Origin of the sequence: Pseudonocardia sp., from assembly GCF_025965585.1 — a bacterium.
Lineage (GTDB): Bacteria > Actinomycetota > Actinomycetes > Mycobacteriales > Pseudonocardiaceae > Pseudonocardia.
Window position 1 is genome coordinate 1 of sequence record NZ_JAOPWR010000475.1, and the last position, 21,024, is coordinate 21,024.

Annotated in this window: 17 protein-coding genes and 1 pseudogene; all 18 read left to right on the forward strand. The window is 73.9% G+C overall.

The annotated features are described in order from the left end of the window. The coding region (gene murD, locus JWR81_RS29075) for a UDP-N-acetylmuramoyl-L-alanine--D-glutamate ligase (RefSeq protein WP_297659976.1) at positions 1 to 1,229 on the forward strand (1,229 nt) is incomplete at its 5' end. Then, complete coding sequence (ftsW, locus tag JWR81_RS29080; RefSeq protein WP_297659979.1) at positions 1,226 to 2,545, forward strand: putative lipid II flippase FtsW; 1,320 nt, start codon at positions 1,226 to 1,228, stop codon at positions 2,543 to 2,545. The genes murD and ftsW, both read left to right, overlap by 4 nt. Next, on the forward strand, positions 2,542 to 3,681 hold the full coding sequence (locus tag JWR81_RS29085; protein WP_297659983.1) for a glycosyltransferase: 1,140 nt from the start codon (positions 2,542 to 2,544) through the stop codon (positions 3,679 to 3,681). The genes ftsW and JWR81_RS29085 overlap by 4 nt, the downstream gene beginning before the upstream one ends. Beyond that, positions 3,678 to 5,081: pseudogene (gene murC, locus JWR81_RS29090) on the forward strand (UDP-N-acetylmuramate--L-alanine ligase); the annotation flags it as partial. The gene JWR81_RS29085 and the pseudogene murC, both read left to right, overlap by 4 nt. A gap of 107 nt (positions 5,082 to 5,188) precedes the next feature. Beyond that, the gene (locus tag JWR81_RS29095) at positions 5,189 to 6,127 is read left to right on the forward strand and encodes an FtsQ-type POTRA domain-containing protein (RefSeq protein WP_297659985.1); all 939 of its coding nucleotides are present in this window, start codon (positions 5,189 to 5,191) and stop codon (positions 6,125 to 6,127) included. 134 nt (positions 6,128 to 6,261) lie between these two features. After that, positions 6,262 to 7,692, forward strand: a complete 1,431-nt coding sequence (ftsZ, locus tag JWR81_RS29100; protein ID WP_297659987.1) for a cell division protein FtsZ — start codon at positions 6,262 to 6,264, stop codon at positions 7,690 to 7,692. A 2-nt stretch (positions 7,693 to 7,694) separates the two neighbouring features. Beyond that, the gene (pgeF, locus tag JWR81_RS29105) at positions 7,695 to 8,402 is read left to right on the forward strand and encodes a peptidoglycan editing factor PgeF (protein ID WP_297659989.1); all 708 of its coding nucleotides are present in this window, start codon (positions 7,695 to 7,697) and stop codon (positions 8,400 to 8,402) included. Between the two features lie 50 nt (positions 8,403 to 8,452). After that, positions 8,453 to 9,184 (forward strand): YggS family pyridoxal phosphate-dependent enzyme, encoded by a 732-nt coding sequence (locus JWR81_RS29110; protein ID WP_297659992.1) that lies wholly within the window; start codon positions 8,453 to 8,455, stop codon positions 9,182 to 9,184. A gap of 54 nt (positions 9,185 to 9,238) precedes the next feature. Continuing rightward, positions 9,239 to 9,949 (forward strand): cell division protein SepF, encoded by a 711-nt coding sequence (locus JWR81_RS29115; protein ID WP_297659995.1) that lies wholly within the window; start codon positions 9,239 to 9,241, stop codon positions 9,947 to 9,949. 18 nt (positions 9,950 to 9,967) lie between these two features. Then, a complete protein-coding gene (locus tag JWR81_RS29120) occupies positions 9,968 to 10,261 on the forward strand; it encodes a YggT family protein (RefSeq protein ID WP_297659998.1) in 294 nt (97 codons plus the stop codon). Between the two features lie 47 nt (positions 10,262 to 10,308). Next, positions 10,309 to 11,190 carry a DivIVA domain-containing protein gene (locus tag JWR81_RS29125; RefSeq protein ID WP_297660001.1) on the forward strand — a complete coding sequence of 294 codons (882 nt, stop codon included), beginning with the start codon at positions 10,309 to 10,311 and terminating at the stop codon, positions 11,188 to 11,190. Positions 11,191 to 11,260: 70 nt separating this feature from the next. Beyond that, on the forward strand, positions 11,261 to 12,862 hold the full coding sequence (locus JWR81_RS29130; protein ID WP_297660004.1) for a hypothetical protein: 1,602 nt from the start codon (positions 11,261 to 11,263) through the stop codon (positions 12,860 to 12,862). Between the two features lie 327 nt (positions 12,863 to 13,189). Continuing rightward, positions 13,190 to 16,339, forward strand: a complete 3,150-nt coding sequence (gene ileS, locus JWR81_RS29135) for an isoleucine--tRNA ligase (RefSeq protein ID WP_297660007.1) — start codon at positions 13,190 to 13,192, stop codon at positions 16,337 to 16,339. 156 nt (positions 16,340 to 16,495) lie between these two features. Beyond that, entirely contained in the window at positions 16,496 to 17,254 is a 759-nt protein-coding gene (locus tag JWR81_RS29140) for a class I SAM-dependent methyltransferase (protein WP_297660010.1), read from the forward strand. A gap of 181 nt (positions 17,255 to 17,435) precedes the next feature. Continuing rightward, positions 17,436 to 18,914 (forward strand): potassium/proton antiporter, encoded by a 1,479-nt coding sequence (locus tag JWR81_RS29145; RefSeq protein WP_297660013.1) that lies wholly within the window; start codon positions 17,436 to 17,438, stop codon positions 18,912 to 18,914. Positions 18,915 to 18,994: 80 nt separating this feature from the next. Further along, the gene (lspA, locus tag JWR81_RS29150; RefSeq protein ID WP_297660024.1) at positions 18,995 to 19,570 is read left to right on the forward strand and encodes a signal peptidase II; all 576 of its coding nucleotides are present in this window, start codon (positions 18,995 to 18,997) and stop codon (positions 19,568 to 19,570) included. Between the two features lie 37 nt (positions 19,571 to 19,607). Then, positions 19,608 to 20,492, forward strand: a complete 885-nt coding sequence (locus tag JWR81_RS29155; protein WP_297660030.1) for an RluA family pseudouridine synthase — start codon at positions 19,608 to 19,610, stop codon at positions 20,490 to 20,492. 80 nt (positions 20,493 to 20,572) lie between these two features. Next, positions 20,573 to 21,024 (forward strand): hypothetical protein (locus tag JWR81_RS29160; RefSeq protein WP_297660027.1); only part of this gene is annotated, 452 nt, incomplete at its 3' end.

Below are 21,024 nucleotides of genomic sequence, written 5' to 3' on the forward strand. Positions count from 1 at the left end.
CCGCCCCCGACCCCGACACGCTGCCGCCCGGCATCGCGCTCGTCGTCACCGGGCCCGGCCGCCGCCCCGACCACGCGCTCGTCCGCGCCGCCGCCGCCGCGGGCGTGCCGATCGTCGGGGAGCCGGAGCTGGCCTGGTGGATCGGGGCGACGCTGCCGCATCCGCCCGCGTGGCTCGCGGTCACCGGCACCAACGGCAAGACCACCACCGTCGGCATGCTCGAGGCGATCCTGCGCGCCGCCGGCCGTGACACGGTGGCCTGCGGCAACATCGGCCATCCGGTGGTCAGCGCCGTGCGCGAGGGCCACGAGGTGCTGGCCGTGGAGCTGTCGAGCTTCCAGCTGCACTGGTCGCCGTCCGTCGTCCCGGCCGCGGGATGCGTGCTCAACGTCGCCGAGGACCACCTCGACTGGCACGGGTCGATGGCCGCCTACGCCGGGGCCAAGGCCATGGCGCTGCGCGGTCCCGTCGCCGTCGCGGGGGTCGACGACGCGGCCGCCGCCGCGCTGCTGGCCGCGTCGCCCGCGGCCCGTCGCGTCGGCGTGACGCTCGCCGAGCCCGGGCCCGACCAGCTCGGCGTCAGCGGCGGGGTGCTCGTCGACCGGGCGTTCGGCGGGGGAGACCTCCTCGACGCGAGCACCGTGCACCCCGGCGGCCCCTCCGGCGTCACGGACGCGCTGGCCGCCGCCGCCCTCGCCCGCGCCCACGGCGTGGGGCCCGACGCGGAGCGCGCCGGGCTGGAGGACTTCCACCCCGGCCCGCACCGCAGCGCCCCCGTCGGCGTGGTCGACGGCGTCACGTACGTCGACGACTCCAAGGCCACCAACCCGCACGCCGCCCACGCCGCGCTGGCCGCGCGCACCGAGCCTGTGGTCTGGATCGTGGGCGGGCTGCTCAAGGGCGCGTCGGTCGACGCGCTGGTCGCGGCCCACGCGGGGCGGCTCCGGGCGGCCGTGGTGATCGGCACGGACCGGGCCGAGATCGTCACCGCACTCGCGCGACACGCGCCCGAGGTCCCCGTGGTCGAGGTCGCCTCGGGTGACCATGGGCCGGTGAGTGACGAGACCGGGCCGATGAGCACCGCCGTGCGACGGGCCGCAGGCCTCGCCCGGCCGGGCGACGTCGTCCTCCTCGCTCCCGCCGCGGCGTCGATGGACCAGTTCGTGGACTACGCCCACCGCGGCAGAGCCTTCGCCGAGGCCGTCGCCGAGCTGGGAGCGGGCGCGTGACCCGCTCCGGAGCTCCCCGTAGGACCTCCCTGCCCGGGACGCCGCCCCCGGGCGGGTTCCGCGCCGCCGTCGGCCGCACCGGCACCGCGCTCGGGCTGTGGCTGCGCCGCCCGCTGACCTCGTTGCACCTCATGCTCGGCGTGTTCGGCCTGCTGACGCTGTTCGGGCTGGTCATGGTGCTGTCGGCATCGTCGGTGGAGTCCTACACGGCCGACGGGTCGTCCTACTCGGTGTTCACCCGCCAGCTGATGTTCTGCGTGCCCGGGCTCGCCCTGTTCTACCTGGGGCTGCGCATCTCGCCACGCCGGCTGCGCGCCATGGCGCCCGGCCTGATGATGACGGGCATCGTGCTGCTCGTCGCCGTCCTCGTCGTCGGGGTGGAGCGCAACGGCTCGAAGGCCTGGTTCGGGGTCGGCAGCTCGTTCACCGTCCAGCCCTCGGAGGGCGTGAAGGTCGCGCTCACGCTGTGGGGCGCGCACGTGCTCGCCCCGCGACGCGCGGTCATGCACCGCTGGAAGTACGCGCTGTCGCCGGTCGTGCCCGTCTCCGTGCTGCTGCTGACGCTGCTGGTGCTGGAGCCGGACCTGGGCATGACCGTGTCATTGGGCATCGTGCTGCTCGCGCTGCTGTACTTCGCCGGCGCGCCGATGCGGCTGATGGCGGCGCTCGTCGGCGGCGCCCTGGTGGGCGTCACCGTGCTGGCGCTGAGCGCGAGCTACCGCCTTGCCCGCGTCACCGCGTTCCTCTCGCCGGACGGCACCGACCCGCTCAAGGCCGGGTTCCAGGCCAACCAGGCGCTGTACTCGCTGGCTGACGGCGGGCTGTTCGGCGTCGGGCTCGGCCAGGGCAACGCCAAGTGGGACTACCTGCCCAACGCCCACAACGACTTCATCTTCGCGATCATCGGCGAGGAGTTGGGCTTCCTCGGCGCGCTCGCGGTGCTCGGGATGTTCGCCACGCTGGCGTACACCGGCTTCCGGATCGCGGCCCGCAACGCGGACCCGTGGCTCAAGCTCGTGGTGGCCACGTCCACCACGTGGCTCGTCGCCCAGGCCGCCATCAACATCGGTTACGTCGTGGGGTTGCTGCCGGTCACCGGCCTCAACCTCCCGCTGATCTCATCGGGAGGCACGTCGCTCGTGGTCAGCATGTTCGTGTTCGGGGTGCTCGCCAACGCGGCACGCCACGAGCCGGAGGCCATCGCCGCGCTGCGCCAGCACGGCCAGGGCCGGGTGGCGCGGCTGCTGCGCCTGCCGCTGCCGGAGCCCTACAAGGCGCCGGTGGCCCGCCCGGCCGGACCGTGGGGGGTGCGATGACTCTCTCCGTCGTCGTCGCCGGCGGGGGGAGCGCGGGGCACATCGAGCCCGCCCTCGCGCTCGCCGACGCCGTGCGCAGGCTCCGCCCGGACGCGCGCATCACCGCGCTGGGCACGGAGCGCGGCCTCGACACCACCCTCGTCCCCGCCCGTGGCTACGCGCTCGAGCTGATCCCGCCGGTGCCGCTGCCGCGTAAGCCCAGCGGTGACCTGCTGCGCCTGCCGCTGAAGGTCCGGGGCGCGGTCAACCGGGTGCGCGAGGTGCTCACCGCCGTCGACGCCGACGTGGTGGTGGGCTTCGGCGGGTACGTCGCGCTGCCCGCCTACCTCGGCGCGCGTGGTCGCGTACCGATCGTCGTCCACGAGGCGAACGCGCGGGCCGGCCTGGCCAACAAGGTGGGGGCGCGGTTCGCCGCACGCGTCGTCGCTGCCGTCGCCGGCAGTGGGCTGGACGGCGCCGAGGTCATCGGCATCCCGCTGCGCCGCGCCGTCACGATGCTCGACCGTCCCGCGCTGCGGGCCCGGGCGCGGGCGACGTTCCGGCTGCCCCCGCAGGGCCCGGTGCTGCTGGTCTTCGGCGGCTCGCAGGGCGCCCGGACGCTCAACACCGCCGTGGCCGAGGCCCTCCCCGGGCTGCTGAGCCGCGGCATCGCGGTGCTGCACGCCCACGGCAAGGGCGGTACCCCCGCAGGCCCGCCGCAGCTCGGGTACGTGCCGCTGCCCTACATCGACGACATGCACCTGGCCTACGCCGCCGCCGACGCCGTGCTCGGGAGGGCGGGGGCGATGACCGTGGCCGAGGTGTCGGCCGTCGGCCTGCCCGCCGTCTACGTCCCTCTCCCGCACGGCAACGGCGAGCAGGCGCTCAACGCCGGGCCCGTCGTCGCCGCGGGCGGGGGAGTGCTCGTGGACGATGCCGACCTCACCGGCGACCGCGCGCTCGCCGAGCTGCTGCCGATCCTCACCGACCCGCGCCGGCTGGCCGCGATGGGCGCCGCCGCGCGCGCATCCGGCCACGCCGACGCCGACGTGAGGCTGGCCCACGTGGTCCTGGACGTCGCCGGCCACGGAGGCGGTCGTGCGTGGACGAGGCCGGGGCCCGCTTCTCCGCACACGGGCGGCGGTGGCGCACGATGACGCCCCGCACCACGCCCACCGAACCGGTCGAGCTCGCCGACCGCGTCCACCTCATCGGGATCGGCGGCGCCGGGATGAGCGGCATCGCCCGCATCCTGCTGGCCCGCGGCGTCGCCGTCTCGGGCTCGGACGCCAAGGACTCCCGCGCCGTCCTGTCGTTGCGGGCGCTCGGGGCGCGCATCGAGATCGGTCACGACGCCGCGCACCTGCCCGACGCCCCGGCCACCGTGGTGGTGTCCACCGCGATCCGGGCCACCAACCCCGAGCTGGTCGCCGCCCGCGAGCGGGGCATCCCCGTGGCGCACCGCGCCCAGGCCCTCGCCGCCCTGACGCGGGGCCGCAGGCTCGCCGCCGTCACCGGGACGGCGGGCAAGACCTCCACCACCTCGATGCTGACGGTGGCGCTGCAGCACTGCGGGCTCGACCCGTCGTTCGCCATCGGCGGCGACCTCGCGACGTCCGGCTCCGGCGCCCACGAGGGCACCGGCGAGATCTTCGTGGCCGAGGCCGACGAGAGTGACGCGTCCTTCCTGGCGTTCTCGCCCGAGGTCGCGATCGTCACCAACGTCGAGGCCGACCACCTGGACCACTACGGCACCGCGGAGGCCTACGTCGCCGCGTTCGGCACGTTCCTCGACCGCATCGTCCCCGGCGGCGCGCTCGTGGCCTGCGCCGACGACCCCGGCTCGGCCGAGCTGGCCCGGGTCGCGGAGCTGCGGGGCATCCGGGTGCGGCGCTACGGCCGGGCCGAGGGCGTCGACGCCCGGCTGGTCGAGTTCCGCCCCGACGGCCCGGGAGCCCGGATCGTGCTGGAGCAGGGCGGCGTCGAGCACCGGCTGCGCCTCGGCGTTCCCGGCGAGCACATGGCGCTCAACGCGCTGGCCGCGCTGCTGGCCGGCGTCGAGCTCGGGGCTCCTCCCGCACAGCTTCTGGAGGGCCTCGCCGCGTTCGACGGGGTCCGCCGCCGGTTCGAGTTCCGCGGCCGCGTCGCCGGCGTCGCGGTGTACGACGACTACGCCCACCACCCCACGAAGGTCGCCGCCCAGCTCCGTGCCGCGCGGGACGTCGTGGGCCCGGGTCGGGTGGTCGTCGCGTTCCAGCCGCACCTCTACTCCCGTACGCGCGACTTCGCCGCCGACTTCGGCGCCGCCCTCGGTCTCTCCGACGAGGTCGTGGTGCTCGACGTCTACGCCGCCCGCGAGGACCCCGAGCCGGGGGTGAGCGGCGCCCTCGTCGCCGACGCCGTCACGCTGCCCGCCGAGCACGTCCACTACGTGCCGCGCTGGTCGGACGTGCCCGCCGTCGTCGCGGGCCTCGCCCGGTCCGGCGACCTCGTGATCACCATGGGCGCAGGCGACATCACCGTCCTGGCGCCGGAGATCCTCCTGGAGCTGGAGAAGGCCGAGCAGGAGCCGGGGCCGGACGCGGCGCAGCGGGGACGGGCGCAGGAGGGAACGGCACACGAGGGAACTGCACAGGAGGGAACGGCACAGGGGGGAACCCTGCGGTGACCCGCCCGTCGGCGCCCCGGCGGTCCGGGAAGGCCACGCCCCAGCCGTCCGGTGCGACGTCCTCGACGACACGGGCGACGAAGGCGGCCGTCCGTGCACCGGAACGCCGTCCGTCGACGGTCCGGCCCGCCGAGCGGCCCGACGCGAAGCGCCCACCCGTGGGGGAGGGGCGCACGGCCGAGCGCCGCCCCTCCGACGGTCCGACGCGCCGCAGGGCCCGCACGCCGAAGGCCCCGCCGACCAGCGACACCTACCGGAGGCGCCGGCTCGCCGCGGTGCTCGTCGCGGTGGTGCTCGTCGTGGGTGCCGGCTTCGGGATCCGCGTGCTGCTCTACGACTCCGGCCTGGCGAACGTGCAGTCCGTGCAGGTCACGGGCGTGGCCACGATCAAGGCCGCCGATGTGCTGATGGCCGCCGACGTCACCACGGGCGTCCCGCTGGCCGGCATCGACACGAGCGCGATCGCCGACCGCGTCGCCGTGCTGCCCGCCGTGGCCACGGTGTCGGTCGGCCGGAACTGGCCGCACACCGTCGCGATCGCCGTCACCGAGCGGGTGCCCGTCGCGTCGGTCACCACGCCGAAGGGCGTGCAGCTCGTCGACCAGGGCGGCGTGGTCTACCCGGGCACCGCACCGCCCGGGCTGCCGAAGCTGGGCTTCGGCGCGGTCGGGCCCGCCGACCTCTCCACCCGTGCGGCGCTGACGGCGCTCGCGGCCCTGCCGGCCGCGGTGCGCAGCCAGGTGCAGACCGTCGACGCCACGGTCACGGCCGGAGCGCCCGCGCAGGTCACGTTCGGCCTCACGGGCGACAAGCAGGTGCTGTGGGGTACGTCCGATCGGGCATCGGAGAAGGCCGCGGTGATCGTGCCGCTGCTCACCCAGCCCGGCAGCATCTATGACGTGACCAGTCCTGACCTGCCCACCATCCGCCGCTGAAACCCGTTCGGGGGGTTCCGTTCACGCGGCGCGCCTGCTGGACCGCAACCGGAACGCGACCTAGCGTTCGACCTGAAGGCCCGGACCCCCGGGGTCGGACCCGAGCAGGACTGGCAGGACTGGAAGGTTGCCCCATGACGCCCCCACACAACTACCTGGCGGTCATCAAGGTCGTCGGCATCGGTGGCGGCGGTGTCAACGCCGTCAACCGCATGATCGAGGTCGGGCTGAAGGGCGTCGAGTTCATCGCGGTGAACACCGACGCGCAGGCGCTGCTGATGTCGGATGCGGACGTCAAGCTCGACATCGGCCGCGAGCTCACCCGCGGTCTCGGCGCCGGGGCCAACCCGGAGGTCGGACGCAAGGCCGCGGAGGACCACCGCGAGGAGATCGAGGAGGTCCTCAAGGGGGCCGACATGGTCTTCGTGACGGCGGGCGAGGGCGGGGGCACCGGCACCGGTGGAGCGCCGGTCGTGGCGTCGATCGCCCGCAAGCTCGGCGCGCTCACCATCGGCGTCGTCACCCGCCCGTTCACCTTCGAGGGCCGCCGCCGCGCGGGCCAGGCGGAGGAGGGGATCGGCAGCATGCGCACGGAGTGCGACACGCTCATCGTGATCCCCAACGACCGGCTGCTCCAGCTCGGCGACGTGGGCGTCTCGCTGATGGACGCGTTCCGCTCCGCCGACGAGGTGCTCCTCTCGGGTGTCCAGGGCATCACGAACCTGATCACGACCCCGGGCCTGATCAACCTCGACTTCGCCGACGTCAAGAGCGTCATGTCCGGCGCGGGCAGCGCACTGATGGGAATCGGGTCCTCCCGCGGGGAGGGCCGGGCCGTGCAGGCCGCGGGCAAGGCGATCAACTCACCGCTGCTCGAGGCGTCGATGGACGGGGCGCAGGGCGTGCTGCTGTCCATCGCAGGCGGCTCGGACCTCGGCCTGTTCGAGATCAACGAGGCCGCGTCGCTGGTCCAGGAGGCCGCGCACCCCGAGGCCAACATCATCTTCGGCACCGTGATCGACGACTCGCTGGGCGACGAGGTGCGCGTCACCGTCATCGCCGCGGGCTTCGAGTCCGGCGGCCCGACGCACAAGAAGCTCGAGCCGACGGCGTTCGGCGCCCGGGAGAAGCCGACGGGTTCGGGCAACGGTGTCATCGCGGCCGGGGACAGCGGCAGCACCGCGCCGAGCGGCAACAGCGCCACGACCACGGCCCCGGCGGCCAACGGCAACGGCTCGACCACGGCGGGGCTCTCCACCCACCCGCCCATGGCGAGCGCGCCGGTGGCCAACCAGTCCGGCACGCTGCCGCCCGCGGCGCCGGCGACCCCGGGCCCGGCGTCGCCGGGCTACACGCCCCCGGCCCCGCGCCAGCCCGAGCCCTACCGCTGGGACACCCCCACCGACCAGGCCCCGTCGGCTCCCGCCACGCCGGCGCCGACGACCGAGCCGGCACCCGCACCGGCGCCCGAGCGCCCGGCGTACACGCCGCCCGCCTCCACCCCGGCTCCGCCGGCGGTCGACCTCGACGACGACGTCGACGTCCCGCCGTTCATGAAGCGCTGAGGGTGCGGGTACGGCGCGTCGTCTCCACGCGGGACGGGGGCCGCTCCGGCGGCGTCTACTCCTCCTTCAACCTGTCCACCGGGGTGGGCGACGTCCCTGCCGACGTCGCCGCCAACCGGCGCAGGCTGTCCTCCGAGCTGGGCGTGCCCGTGGTGTTCCTGGAGCAGATCCACGGCAACCGGGTGGCCGTCGTCGATGCGGTGCCTGAGCCGGGGGAGCCCGATCGGCCCGGCACGGACGCCGCCGTCACCGCGCTCCCGGGCGTCGGGCTGGCGGTGCTCGCGGCCGACTGCGTGCCCGTACTGCTCGCCGATCCGCGGGCCGGGGTCGTCGGAGCCGCCCACGCCGGGCGGGTGGGCGCCGCCGCCGGGGTGGTGCCCGCCGTCGTCAAGGCGATGGTGGCGCTCGGCGCCGACGTGCACGCGCTCGAGGTGCTGCTCGGCCCAGCCGTCTGCGGGGCCTGCTACGAGGTCCCCGCGGCCATGCGCGCCCAGGTCGACGCCCGCCTGCCGGGCAGCGCGGTGCGCACGCGCAAGGGCACGCCGGGCCTCGACATCCGCGCGGGCCTCTACCACCAGCTGACCGAGCTGGAAGTGGCCCGGATCGGGGCCGACCCGCGGTGCACGATGGAGGACCGCACTCTCTACAGCCACCGCCGCGACGGCCGCACCGGCCGGCTCGCGGCGATCACGTGGCTCGACGCGGGCTGACCCCGGCCGTCCGCCAGGAGCCGTGCGCACCGACCACAGGGAGGGGAGACGTGGCCGAGAGCCGTCCCGAGGAACTCGCCCGCAGGCTCGCCGCCGTGCGCGACCGCATCACCGCCGCCTGCGCTGCGGCCGGCCGATCGCCGGACGAGGTGGCCCTGCTCGCCGTCACGAAGACCGTGCCTGCCTCCGACGTCGCCACGCTGATCGACCTCGGCCTCACCGACTTCGGCGAGAACCGCGTCCAGGAGGCCGGACGCAAGGTCGACGAGGTGGCCGGGCTCCGGCCGGACGCGACCCGGCGGTGGATCGTGGTGGGCGGGCTCCAGCGGAACAAGGCCCGCGCCGTGGTGCGCTGGGCCGATCGGGTGGAATCGGTCGACTCGGTGCGGCTCGCGGATGCCCTCGACGACGCCGTCCGGCGCGCCCGCGACACCGGCGGGCGCCGGGACCCGCTGCCCGTACTGCTCCAGTACAGCGTCGACGGCGACCCGAAGCGCGGGGGAGTGCCCCGCGACGGGTTGGGGCGGCTCGCCGAACACGTCGCGGGCTGCGCCGGGCTGGAGCTCGACGGTCTCATGGCAGTGGCGCCGCTCGGCGCGGACCCGGACGCCGCCTTCGCCGACGTCGCGGCAGCCGCGGAAGCGCTGCGGGCCGCACATCCGCAGGCCAGGACGCTGTCGGCCGGGATGAGCGGTGACCTGGAGGTGGCGATCCGTCACGGATCGGGCGTGGTGCGTGTCGGAACGGCTCTTGTGGGGGACAGACCGTTAACCTCGCGGTGATCGCCTGGTCGCTGGGGAGCGGCTGGCATCGGGGGCACGAGGATGGGAGCGCGGATGGGCGCGATGTACAAGCTGAAGGCCTACTTCGGCATGGTGCCCGCCGAGGAGTTGGGGGAGTACCCCGACGAACTGGCGCAGGACCGCTATCCGGCGGCCCGCCGCGTGGAGCGCGGCGCCCGAGAGTATGGGGACGATCGCTGGGACGACCGCTTCTCGCGGGAGGAGAGCGACTCCTACGACGACGAGTGGGACCGCCGACCGGCCCGCCCGACGGGCGTCGACCGGGCCGTCCCGAGCGTCTCCCGGGAGCCCTCCCGCGAGCCGTCGAGGGGTGGTGCGGGGCTCGGCACGCCGTCCACGCGCGGCTCGCTCGCGATGGACACCGACGCCTTCCACCCTGAGCCCGCGCTGCGTGAGTCGGCGCGCCCGGTGATCGCGGCCGCGGTGCCTGAGCAGCGCGAACGCTCCGTCGGAGGGGCTGCGGCCCTCGCGCGCATCACCACGCTGCACCCGCGCAGCTACAAGGAGGCGCGGGAGATCGGCGAGCGCTACCGCGAGGGCGTTCCGGTGATCATGAACCTTACCGAGCTCGACGCCGCCGACGCCAAGCGCCTCGTCGACTTCGCCGCCGGGCTCGTCTTCGCCCTACGGGGCGGCTTCGACAAGGTGACCAACAGGGTCTTCCTTCTCACACCGGCCGACGTCGAGGTCTCCGCGGACGACGCGCGGAAGCTCGCCGAGCGCGGGTCCTTCCGCCACGACTGACGGCTAGGATCCGGTCTCGTGGGACTCGTGATCCAGTTCGTCGTCTACTACGTGTTGTTCCTGTTCTGGCTGCTCCTCATCGGTCGGATCGTCGCTGAGCTGGTGCGGTCGTTCGCGCGCCAGTGGGTGCCGGCCGGACCGAGCGCGGTGGCACTGGAGTTGATCTTCACGGCCACTGATCCACCCGTGAAGCTGTTGCGGAGAGTGATCCCAGTGGTCAGGATCGGCGGCGTAGGACTGGACTTGTCGATTATGGTTCTGTTGCTGGTCGTGTTCATACTGATGAACGTTGCCCAGCCGGCGCTGTCGTGAGCCCCAGTCACGTAGTGCCGCCGCCGAGGACTGCATGAGGTGATCCGATGCCGCTGACACCCGCCGACGTTCATAACGTCGCGTTCAGCAAGCCCCCCATAGGGAAAAGGGGGTACAACGAGGACGAGGTCGACGCGTTCCTCGACCTTGTCGAGGCCGAACTGGCTCGACTGATCGAGGAGAACGAGGACCTGCGCGAGCAGGTCACTCAGCTCGAACAACGACTCGGGAACGCACAGGCCGATCTGGAGGAGGCGCGTTCGCGCCCACCTGCCGCGATGGGGGCCGCTGTGTCGTCCCCGACGCAGCAGATCCAGCGGCCGGTGGAGCCCCCGCCGATGCAACAGCGCCCCATGGAGCCGCAGCGCGCCATGGCCGCGCCCCCGCCGACCATGGCGGAGCAGGGCGACCAGGGTGGTGACCACCACGTACAGGTCGCCAAGGTGCTCAGCATGGCGCAGGAGATGGCCGAGCGGCTCACGGCCGAGGCCAAGTCCGAGGCCGACACGATGCTGACCGACGCCCGCACCAAGGCGGAGCAGCTGCTCTCGGAGGCCCGGACCAAGTCCGACAGCCTCACCAACGACGCCCGTGCCCGTGCCGAGACGATGCTCAACGACGCGCGCACGCGCGCCGAGACTCTCGAGCGCCAGTCCCGGGACAAGGCCGCCACGCTGGTGGGCGACGCCGAGCGCAAGCAGGCGGAGATCATCGGCACCATCACGCGCGACAAGTCGGTCCTCGAGAAGAAGATCGACGAGCTGCGCACCTTCGAGCGGGAGTACCGCACCCGTCTGAAGACCTACCTGGAGTCCCAGCTCAGGGATCTCGGGGAGCGCGGCTCCGCGGCGCCGTCCGATGGTCGGTCCAGCTCCAACGGCGGTTACGCCGCCACCGGCTACGGCCAGCGCGCCGACGCCGGAAGCTGAACGACCACCCGACGACCTACACGGGGCGGTGCGGCCCAGACGAGCCGCACCGCCGCACACGGAGTGAATCGTGCTGCTGCTGGTCCTGATCCTCGTTGTCATCGCCTTCGGTCTGCTCGTGGTGGCGCTGCTCTCGGGCAGCGTGCTGTGGGCCTGGGTGTCCGTCGGCGTGAGCGTCGCCGCCGCTGCTGTGCTGCTCATCGACTGGTTGCAGCGGCGCTCGGCGGTCAAGGCGGGGGCGGCTCCGGCCGCTGAACCGGCCCCTCGGGCGCCGGTGCCGATGGCCGACATGGACCCCGTCACGGAGGTCCTGCCGATCGTCGCCCCGTCAGGACAGGCACCTGCGCAGGGTGGGAGCGAGGCCGCCGCGGCGGCCTCGCAGGCCTCGCAGCCGCCGGGGGTCGGGTTCGACCGTGCCTCCGACGCGCAGCAGACCGTCGTGATGCCGGCCGTCCAACCGCCGGGCTCTGCGAGCCGACCGCCCGGCGCTGAGGAGTCCGTCACCTCATCGAGCGGTCTTTCGTCACCCACCGTCACCAAGGGTGGCGCCGATCATTCGTCCTCGTCCGCCTCGACGGACAAGGGGACGGACAGGGGCTCCGACTCGTCCGACGCCACCATCGTGGCCGCGGCCCCGGGAGCGGGAGCAGCGGGCGCGGGCCTCGCGGGCGCCGGGGTGCTCGGTGCGGCGGCCGCGAAGGCGGCTGCGGTCAACTCGGGCGCGAAGGCCGACGCCGCCAAGGCCGGTGCCGCGAAGGACGACGTGGAGAACGGCGGCGTCGAGGGCACCGTGACGAGCGACGCCCTCACGGGCGGCGGGGCGAACGACGACGCGGGGAACGACGACCCCACGGAGAACGAGCCGGCCGCCACGGTCGACGCCCTGAAGAAGAACGCGACGGGCGACGGCCCGGGCGACCCGGTCGGCGGTGCCGGTGGGGCGAAGGACGGTGCCACGACGCCGGACACGGCGGCCCCGGCGGGCGCGGAGGACACCGTCCTCGCATCCGCGGAGCCGGCGGACGAGGCCACGGGCCGTCCGGTGCCGGGCGACGAGCCCGCCGCGACGTCCGTCCCCGCTCAGCAGGCGGCGCCGGATCTGCGGAAGCCGGGCGCCGGCGGTGGCCTCTCCGAGGAGAAGACGTCGTCGACGAACAGCGGATCCACCTCGTGGGGCCGGCCCCCCGGCGCGGCGGCGGACGCTTCGTCCGACGCCGAGGCCACGGTCGCGGTCGACGCCCACACGAGCGGGCGCACCCCGCCGGGCTCGGCCACGGCCGCGGTGCCGCCCGCCGACACCGCGGCTGCGGTATCCGTGCCGCCGCAGGCCGAGGAGGTCGACCTGTTCGGCTCCGGGGCCGGCACCTCCAGCTCCACGACAGCCGGTGCCCCGGCCGGGTCGGCTCCCGCCGAACAGCCTCCGGCCGCCGGTGAGGAGGCCCCGGAGGAGCCGCGTGACGCCGTGGCCGCCGAGATCGTGAGCCGCCTCGACGACGAGGTCGTCGTCATCGACGAGAAGCCGCGCTACCACGTCACCGGCTGCCGGGCGCTCGTCGCCACGGCGGTGATCCCGCTCCCGGTGCGCGAGGCCGTCGAGCTCGGGTTCACGCCGTGCGGATGGTGCTCGCCCGACCGCACGCTGGCCGGCCGCCACCGGACGGCGGCCCGTTAGTGCGGTAGCGCCGCGAGGGCAGCCTGGGCCTGCGAGCAACCCGGTGGTCGTTTGTGGCCGCCGCACCACAGCACCCGCGGAATACCGGGTGGCGCCACGGCGCTACCCTTGGCGTAGAGGCACCGATCCGGCCATCACCGGGGAGCCGCCGGAAGAACGGGCGCATCAGCGTCCCAGTAGACCCGGCCGGGCGCGGCCCGTCACAGCCGTCCGATGAGAGGCCGTCCTCCGCGCTCACACGTGCGGAGACGGCAAGCGGGGTGGTACCGCGGCGTTCACGCGTCGTCCCCGTGCGTCACACCAGCACGCACGAGGAGCACCGCCGCCATGGCCTACCCCACCGTTCCCGCCCATCCGTCGTTCCCCGACGTGGAGCGCGAGGTCCTCGACTTCTGGCGTGAGGACAGCACGTTCGTCGCGTCTGTCGAGCAGCGCCCTGCGGGCGATGACGGGGCCAACGAGTTCGTCTTCTACGACGGGCCGCCCTTCGCCAACGGCCTGCCGCACTACGGCCACCTGCTCACCGGCTACGTCAAGGACGTGGTGCCGCGCTACGAGACGATGCGCGGCAAGCATGTCGAGCGCCGGTTCGGCTGGGACACCCACGGCCTGCCCGCCGAGGTCGAGGCCGAGAAGCAGCTCGGCATCAAGGACAAGTCCGAGATCGACGAGATGGGTGTGGCGGCGTTCAACGCCGCCTGCCGCGAGTCCGTGCTCCGCTACACCGGCGAGTGGGAGACCTACGTCACCCGCCAGGCCCGCTGGGTGGATTTCGAGAACGACTACAAGACGCTCGACCTGGACTACATGGAAAGCGTCATGTGGGCCTTCAAGACCCTGTGGGACAAGGGCCTCGTCTACTCCGGGTTCCGGGTGCTCTGGTATTGCTGGCACGACGGCACCCCGCTGTCGGCCACCGAGACCAAGATGGACGACGTCTACCGGGACCGTCAGGACCCGGCCGTCACGGTCGGCCTGCGGCTGAACGCGCCCGAGTCCGATCTGGACGGCGCGCTCGCCCTGATCTGGACCACCACGCCCTGGACGCTGCCGTCCAACCTGGCCATGGCGGTCAACGAGGACGTCGACTACGTCCAGGTGCGCGCCGAGTCGGGCAAGCGCTACGTGCTGGCCGCCGCCCGCGTCGCGCACTACGCGCGCGAGCTGGGGGAGGAGCCGGAGGTGCTGGGCACCTACCGCGGCTCGGAGCTCGTGGGCCTGTCGTACACGCCGCCGTTCGACTTCTTCGCCGGCTGGGAGAACGCCCACCGCGTCCTCGCCGCCGACTACGTCACCACCGACGACGGCACGGGCATCGTCCACATCGCGCCCGCCTTCGGTGAGGAGGACAAGGCCGTCACCGACGCGGCCGGCATCGAGGCCGTCGTGCCCGTCGACACCGCCGGGAGGTTCGACGCCCGCGTGCCCACCTACGCCGGCATGCAGGTGTTCGACGCGAACCCCCACATCATCACCGACCTGCGCGACGGCGGGCCCCACGTGCAGGGCGTGCTGCTGCGCCGCGAGACCTACGACCACCCGTACCCGCACTGCTGGCGCTGCGGCAACCCGCTCATCCAGCGGGCCGTCGACTCGTGGTTCGTGCAGGTCTCGGCGTTCCGTGAGCGCATGGTGGAGCTCAACCAGCAGATCACCTGGGTGCCCGAGCACATCCGCGACGGGCAGTTCGGCAAGTGGCTGGAGGGCGCCCACGACTGGTCGATCTCCCGCAACCGGTACTGGGGCTCGCCGATCCCCGTGTGGGAGTCCGACGACCCCGCCTACCCGCGGCGTGACGTCTACGGGTCGCTCGACGAGCTCGAGCGCGACTTCGGCGTGCGCCCCACCGACCTGCACCGCCCGTACGTCGACGAGCTGACGCGCCCCAACCCGGACGACCCCACCGGGCGCTCCACCATGCGCCGGGTGCCGGAGGTCCTCGACTGCTGGTTCGACTCCGGATCGATGCCGTTCGCGCAGGTGCACTACCCGTTCGAGAACCGCGACTGGTTCGACCACCACTACCCCGGCGACTTCATCGTCGAGTACAACGGGCAGACCCGCGGCTGGTTCTACCTGCTGCACGTGCTGGCCACGGCCCTCTTCGACCGGCCGGCGTTCCGGTCCTGCCTCGCGCACGGCATCGTGCTGGGTGACGACGGGCTCAAGATGAGCAAGTCGCGCAAGAACTACCCCGACGTCAACGAGGTGTTCGACCGCGACGGCTCCGACGCCATGCGCTGGTTCCTCATGGCGAGCCCGATCCTGCGGGGCGGCAACCTCGTCGTCACCGAGCAGGGCATCCGCGAGGGCGTCCGGCAGGCGATCCTCCCGCTGTGGAACACCTGGTACTTCCTGTCGCTCTACGCGGGGGCGGCCGGGCGCACCGGAGTGACGCGCACCGACTCCACCCACGTGCTGGACCGGTATGTGCTGGCCAGGACCGCGGCGCTGGTCGACGACGTGACCGCGGCGATGGAGGTCTACGACATCGCGGGCGCCTGTGAGCGCATCCGCGACCACGCCGAGACGCTGACCAACTGGTACGTCCGCCGCTCGCGCGACCGCTTCTGGGACGGTGACGCCGACGCCATCGACACCCTGCACACCGTGCTGGAGGTGACCGCGCGCGTCGCCGCACCGCTGCTGCCGCTGACGATGGAGCGGATGTGGCAGGGGCTCACCGGTGGGCGCTCGGTGCACCTGACCGACTGGCCGAGCTCCGACGAGCTGCCTCGCGACGGCGCGCTCGTCGTCGCGATGGACCGCGTGCGGCAGGTGGCGTCGTCGACGCTGTCGCTGCGCAAGGCCCGCAAGCTGCGGGTGCGGCTGCCGCTGGCCACGCTCACGGTGGCGGCGTCCGACGCCGACACGCTCGCGCCGTTCGCCGACATCCTGCGCGACGAGGTCAACGTGAAGGACGTCGTGCTCACCACGGACGTCGCCTCCTACGGCCACTTCGAGATCGCCGTCAACGCCCGCGTCTGCGGGCCACGACTGGGTGGCGACACCCAGAAGGTGATCCGCGCGGTCAAGGCGGGGGAGTGGGCCGCCAACGACGACGGCACCGTCACCGCCGCGGGGATCACGCTGCAGCCCGGCGAGTTCACGGAGAAGCTGGTGGCCGCCGACCCCGAGGAGACCCTCGCGCTGCCCGGCAACACGGGTCTCGTCGTGCTGGACACCACGGTCACGCCCGAGCTGGCGGCCGAGGGCACGGCGAAGGACGTGGTCCGGCTCGTGCAGCAGGCCCGCCGCGACGCCGGTCTCGACGTCTCCGACCGCATCACGCTGGTCCTCGACGCCGCGGTGGAGGTGGTGGAGGCCGTCCGCGCCCACGAGGACTTCCTCGCGGGTGAGGTGCTGGCCACGGCGGTGACCTACGCGGAGCCGGCGGAGCCGACGTCGACGGGCTCGGTCACGGCCCCCGACGGCGGGGCGGTGGAGGTCCGCGCCCACGTCACCCGGGCCCACTGACGTCCGTCCCGGCCCCGCCCGGGCCGGGTCGGGCCCCCCGAGTCGACACGCCGTGGTGCATGGGTCGGCACGGATCGGCCCGCAGACGCCGGTGTCTCACCCGGGCCTCGGCGATCACCGGGCCGGGACCCCCGCGGCCCTGCCTAAGCTGGACCCGTGAGCGGGACAGCGGCGCAGCGGTGGGCGGAACTGCAGTCGGGGCGGGGGATCCCACCGGAGATCCTGGCCCGCGCCGAGCACGACCCCTGGCACCACGACACCACCTACTTCGTCGCCCCGCGGGAGCCCGTCGACACCCCGTCCCGGGAGGCCGGCCTCGCGCTGCTCGGCGAGGCGGGCACCGTCGTCGACGTCGGGTGCGGCGGGGGCGACGCGGCGTTCGCGCTGCTCGGCCCGGCCACGCACCTCACCGGCGTCGACCGGCAGCAGGACATGCTCGACGTCTTCGCCGCCGACGCGCGGAGTCGCGGCGTCCCGTTCCGCACGGTTCTCGGCCCGTGGCCGGACGCCGCCGAGGAGACCGGTACCGCGGACGTGGTGGTCTCCAACCACGTGCTGCACAACGTCGTCGACCTGCCCCCGTTCCTGCGCGCGCTCACCGCGGCGGCCACGCGCGGCGTCGTCGTCGAGATGCTCGGGCAGCACCCGATGGCCTGGCTCGACCCGTTGTGGGAGCGGTTCCACGGACTGCACCGCCCGCCGCCCGCCACCACCGACGACGCCGTCGCGGTCCTGCGGGAGCTGGGGATCGAGCCGGCCGTCACGACGTGGGAGCGCACCTTCCCGCCCCGGCAGGACCCGGTCTGGGTGACGCGGCGGCTGTGCCTGCCCGCCGAGCAGGTGCCGGACGTCGACGCGGCGCTCGACGAGCTCGTCCGGCCCCGGGTGGCCGCCACCCTGACCTGGACGTCCTGACCCCGGATCGGGGTAACCCGCGCACCCCGGACCCGACTCGCGCACACGCAGACTCCGGCGCGCGCGTGTCGCGCCCCGACCCGCGCGCACAGATGACCCGACCCGCGCACCGGTCCGTGTCGGCTCGCGGGCGGGTGCTGGCGGTCACCTGCGACCATAGAGTTCCACGCCCGGAGGTGGCATGGCGAACCTGGAGGTCCTGCTCGGCATCGCGGCCGCCGTCGTGCTCATCGGCGTGCTGGCGGTGCGGGTGTCGGTCCGCCTCGGCCTGCCCTCCCTGCTGCTCTACCTCGGCATCGGGATCCTCCTCGGCGCGTCGGTGCTCGGGGTCCAGTTCTCCGACGCGCGGCTGACCGAGTCGCTCGGGCTCGCCGCGCTCGTGCTGATCCTCGTCGAGGGCGGCATCACCACCCGCTGGGAGGCGGTGCGGCCCTCGCTGGGCATGGGCATCGCGCTGTCGACGGTGGCGGTGGTGGTCAGCATCGGCGTCGTCGGGGTGGCCCTGCGCCTGCTGCTCGGCCTGGAGTGGCGCACCGCGTTCCTGTGGGGCGCGGTGCTCTCGTCCACCGACGCGGCGGCGGTGTTCAGCGTGCTGCGCGGAGTCGGGGTCAGCAGGCGGCTGGCGGGGGTGCTGGAGCTGGAGTCCGGCATGAACGACGCGCCGGTGGTGCTGGCCGTCATCCTGCTGGCCTCCGACGACCCCATCACGTGGGTCGCGCCGCTGCTGGTGGTCTACGAGCTGGTGGCAGGGGCGGTGATCGGCGGGGCGCTCGGCCTGGCCGGGGCGTGGGCGCTGCGCCGGGCCGCACTGCCCTCCACCGGGCTCTACCCGCTGGCCGCGATCGCAGTCTGCGTGCTGGCGTACTCGGGCGGGCAGTTCGCCCACGCGTCCGGCCTGCTGGCCACCTACGTGGCCGCCCTCGTGCTGGGCAACGCCGACCTCCCGCACCGCGGCGGTGTCCGCTCGTTCGCCGAGGGCACGGGGTGGCTCGCCCAGATCGGGCTGTTCGTGCTGCTCGGGCTGTACGTGTCGCCCCCGCAACTGATCGACGCGGTGGTGCCGGCGCTGGTCGCGGGCCTGGTGCTGCTGCTGCTCGCCCGACCGCTGTCGGTGGTGGTGGCGGCCACGCCGTTCCGGATGCCGTGGCGCGAGCAGGCGTTCCTGTCATGGTCGGGACTGCGCGGGGCGGTGCCGATCGTGCTCGCGCTGATCGCGCTGATCGAGGGCGCCCCCGGTGCGAACGCGCTGGTCGACGTCGTGTTCGTGCTCGTCGTGGTGCTCACCCTGCTGCAGGGCACGACGCTGCCCTGGGTGGCGCGGCTGCTGCGGGTGTCGCGGGCGAGCGAGCCGCAGGAGATCGAGGTGGACGCCGCCCCGCTCGACGAGCTGGGGGCCGACCTGCTGCAGGTCCGGGTGCCCGTCGGGTCGCGGTTGCAGGGCGTCTACCTGCGGGAGCTCCGGCTGCCGAGCGGTGCGGGCGTCAGCCTCGTGGTGCGGGACGGCGCGGCGTTCACACCCACCCTCGAGACGCGGTTGCGCGAGCTCGACCAGCTGCTCGTCGTCACGACCTCGGCCGCCCGGAGCGCTGCCGAGGACCGGATCCGGGCCGTCGACCGCCGCGGCAGGCTGGCCCGCTGGAAACGTGACACCGAGCCCTGACGGGGGTCGTGTGCGGAAGACGTGGCCCGGGCCGCGGTATCCGCACACGGGGGGAGGAGCCGCTGGGGGATGATGGAGCAGTGAGTGCCCAGGATCCCCCCATCACCCCGGTGGAGCAGCGCGTCTCCCGCAATCCCCGCGTGCGCCTGCTCGCCGCCATCGCGGTGCTCGTGCTGGCGCTCGACTTCGTCACCAAGACGCTCGCCGTGGCGAACCTCGAGGGCCGTGAACCGGTCCGGATCCTCGGCGGGCTCATCTACCTGCAGCTCCTGCGCAACCCCGGCGCCGCGTTCTCCATGGCCACCGGCTACACCTGGGTGCTGACGATCGTCGCGATCGCCGTCGTGGTCGTGATCATCCGCGTGTCCCGCAAGCTGCGCTCCACCGGCTGGGCCGTGGCGCTCGGCCTGGTGCTCGGCGGTGCGATGGGCAACCTGTCCGACCGCCTGTTCCGCGCTCCCGGGCCGCTGGAGGGCCACGTGGTCGACATGATCTCGCCCTTCGCCCCCGATGGACGCGCGTTCGCCGTTTTCAACCTCGCCGACTCGGCCATCACCTGCGGCGGGGTGCTCCTCGTGCTGCTCGCCCTCCTGGGGCGCGAGCTGGACGGCAGCCGCGGCACCGACAAGCAGAAGGACAGCCCTGAAGGTGAGTGACACCCGCCAGCTCCCCGTCCCCGACGGGCTCGACGGCATGCGCGTCGACGCCGGGCTCTCCCGCCTCCTCGGGCTCTCCCGCACGGTCGTCGCGGCCCTCGCCGAGGACGGCCGCGTCGCCGTGGACGGGCAGACCGCCGGCAAGTCCGACCGCCTGACGGCCGGCGCCTGGCTCGAGGTCGAGCTGCCCGAACCCGAGCAGCAGGCCCCGATCAGCGGGCCTGCCGAGGTCGTGGCCGGCCTGGGCATCCTCTACTCCGACGACGACATCGTCGTGGTCGACAAGCCCGTGGGCGTCGCCGCGCACCCCAGCCCCGGCTGGACCGGCCCCACCGTGGTCGGCGGTCTCGCGGCGTTGGGCTACCGGGTCTCCACCTCCGGGGCGGCGGAGCGCCAAGGCATCGTCCACCGCCTGGACGTCGGCACCACCGGCGTGATGGTCGTCGCCACCTCCGAGCACGCCTACACCGAGCTCAAGCGCGCGTTCAAGGAGCGCACGGTGGACAAGCGCTACCACGCCGTCTGCCAGGGCCACCCCGATCCGTCCAGCGGCACCATCGACGCCCCGATCGACCGGCACCCCAAGCACGACTACCGGTTCGCCGTGGTGGCCGGGGGCAAGCCGAGCGTCACGCACTACGACACGATCGAGGCGTTCCGCGCGGCGTCGTTGCTGGACGTCCATCTCGAGACGGGCCGCACCCACCAGATCCGCGTGCACCTCTCCGCGCTGCGCCACCCTTGCGTGGGCGACCTCGCCTATGGCGCCGACCCCACGCTCGCCAAGCGCCTGCACCTGGAACGGCAGTGGCTGCACGCCCGCTCGCTCGGCTTCGACCACCCCGGCGACGGCCGCCGGGTGGAGTTCGTCAGCCCCTATCCGGCCGACCTGGAACGGGCCCTGGAGCTCCTGCGGGACTGAGGAAGGGCCACCCCCTTCCCGCCGCGCCGCGTGCGCCGTCGACACTGGTCGCACGAACGGCGTAACGGAGGAGAGCGGGAATGACCGTACGGGGACGGGTCGGCGTGATCGTGGCCTGCATCGTGGTCGCCGCGCTCGTCGCCCTCTACGCCGCCTCGCGGAACCCGGTCGCCGCGCCGCTGCCGCCCGCCGGCTCGGTGCACCTCGGGCCGGATCCGGGGCAGGACGTGGCCTCCTACCTGGCCGGACTGCCCACTGCGCGCCCTCCTGCCGGCACCGCCACGCTCGCTCTCGTGGAGCTGACGACGGAGCGGACCACCGCCGACGCCATCGCCCTCACCGCGGGCACCACCCCCGTCACCGCCGTGTTCCGGGTGCCGATCGCCCGGGTGCAGACGGCGCTGCACTTCGAGGTACTGGAGCCGGGCGTCCCGCTCGCCACCGGGTTGGACACCGCCCGGCAGCGGGCGGGCTCCGCGGCCGGGAACGACGCGGCCCGGCTGACCGGCCGGCCGCAGGCCATCGCCGCGGC

Excerpts from the sequence above, each read along its gene's own strand:
- JWR81_RS29085 (WP_297659983.1), top strand. The coding sequence starts at position 2,542 with ATGACTCTCTCCGTCGTCGTCGCCGGCGGGGGGAGCGCGGGGCACATC.
- ftsZ (WP_297659987.1), top strand. The coding sequence starts at position 6,262 with ATGACGCCCCCACACAACTACCTGGCGGTCATCAAGGTCGTCGGCATC.
- JWR81_RS29115 (WP_297659995.1), top strand. The coding sequence starts at position 9,239 with ATGGGCGCGATGTACAAGCTGAAGGCCTACTTCGGCATGGTGCCCGCC.
- JWR81_RS29125 (WP_297660001.1), top strand. The coding sequence starts at position 10,309 with ATGCCGCTGACACCCGCCGACGTTCATAACGTCGCGTTCAGCAAGCCC.
- ileS (WP_297660007.1), top strand. The coding sequence starts at position 13,190 with ATGGCCTACCCCACCGTTCCCGCCCATCCGTCGTTCCCCGACGTGGAG.
- JWR81_RS29145 (WP_297660013.1), top strand. The coding sequence starts at position 17,436 with ATGGCGAACCTGGAGGTCCTGCTCGGCATCGCGGCCGCCGTCGTGCTC.
- JWR81_RS29155 (WP_297660030.1), top strand. The coding sequence starts at position 19,608 with ATGCGCGTCGACGCCGGGCTCTCCCGCCTCCTCGGGCTCTCCCGCACG.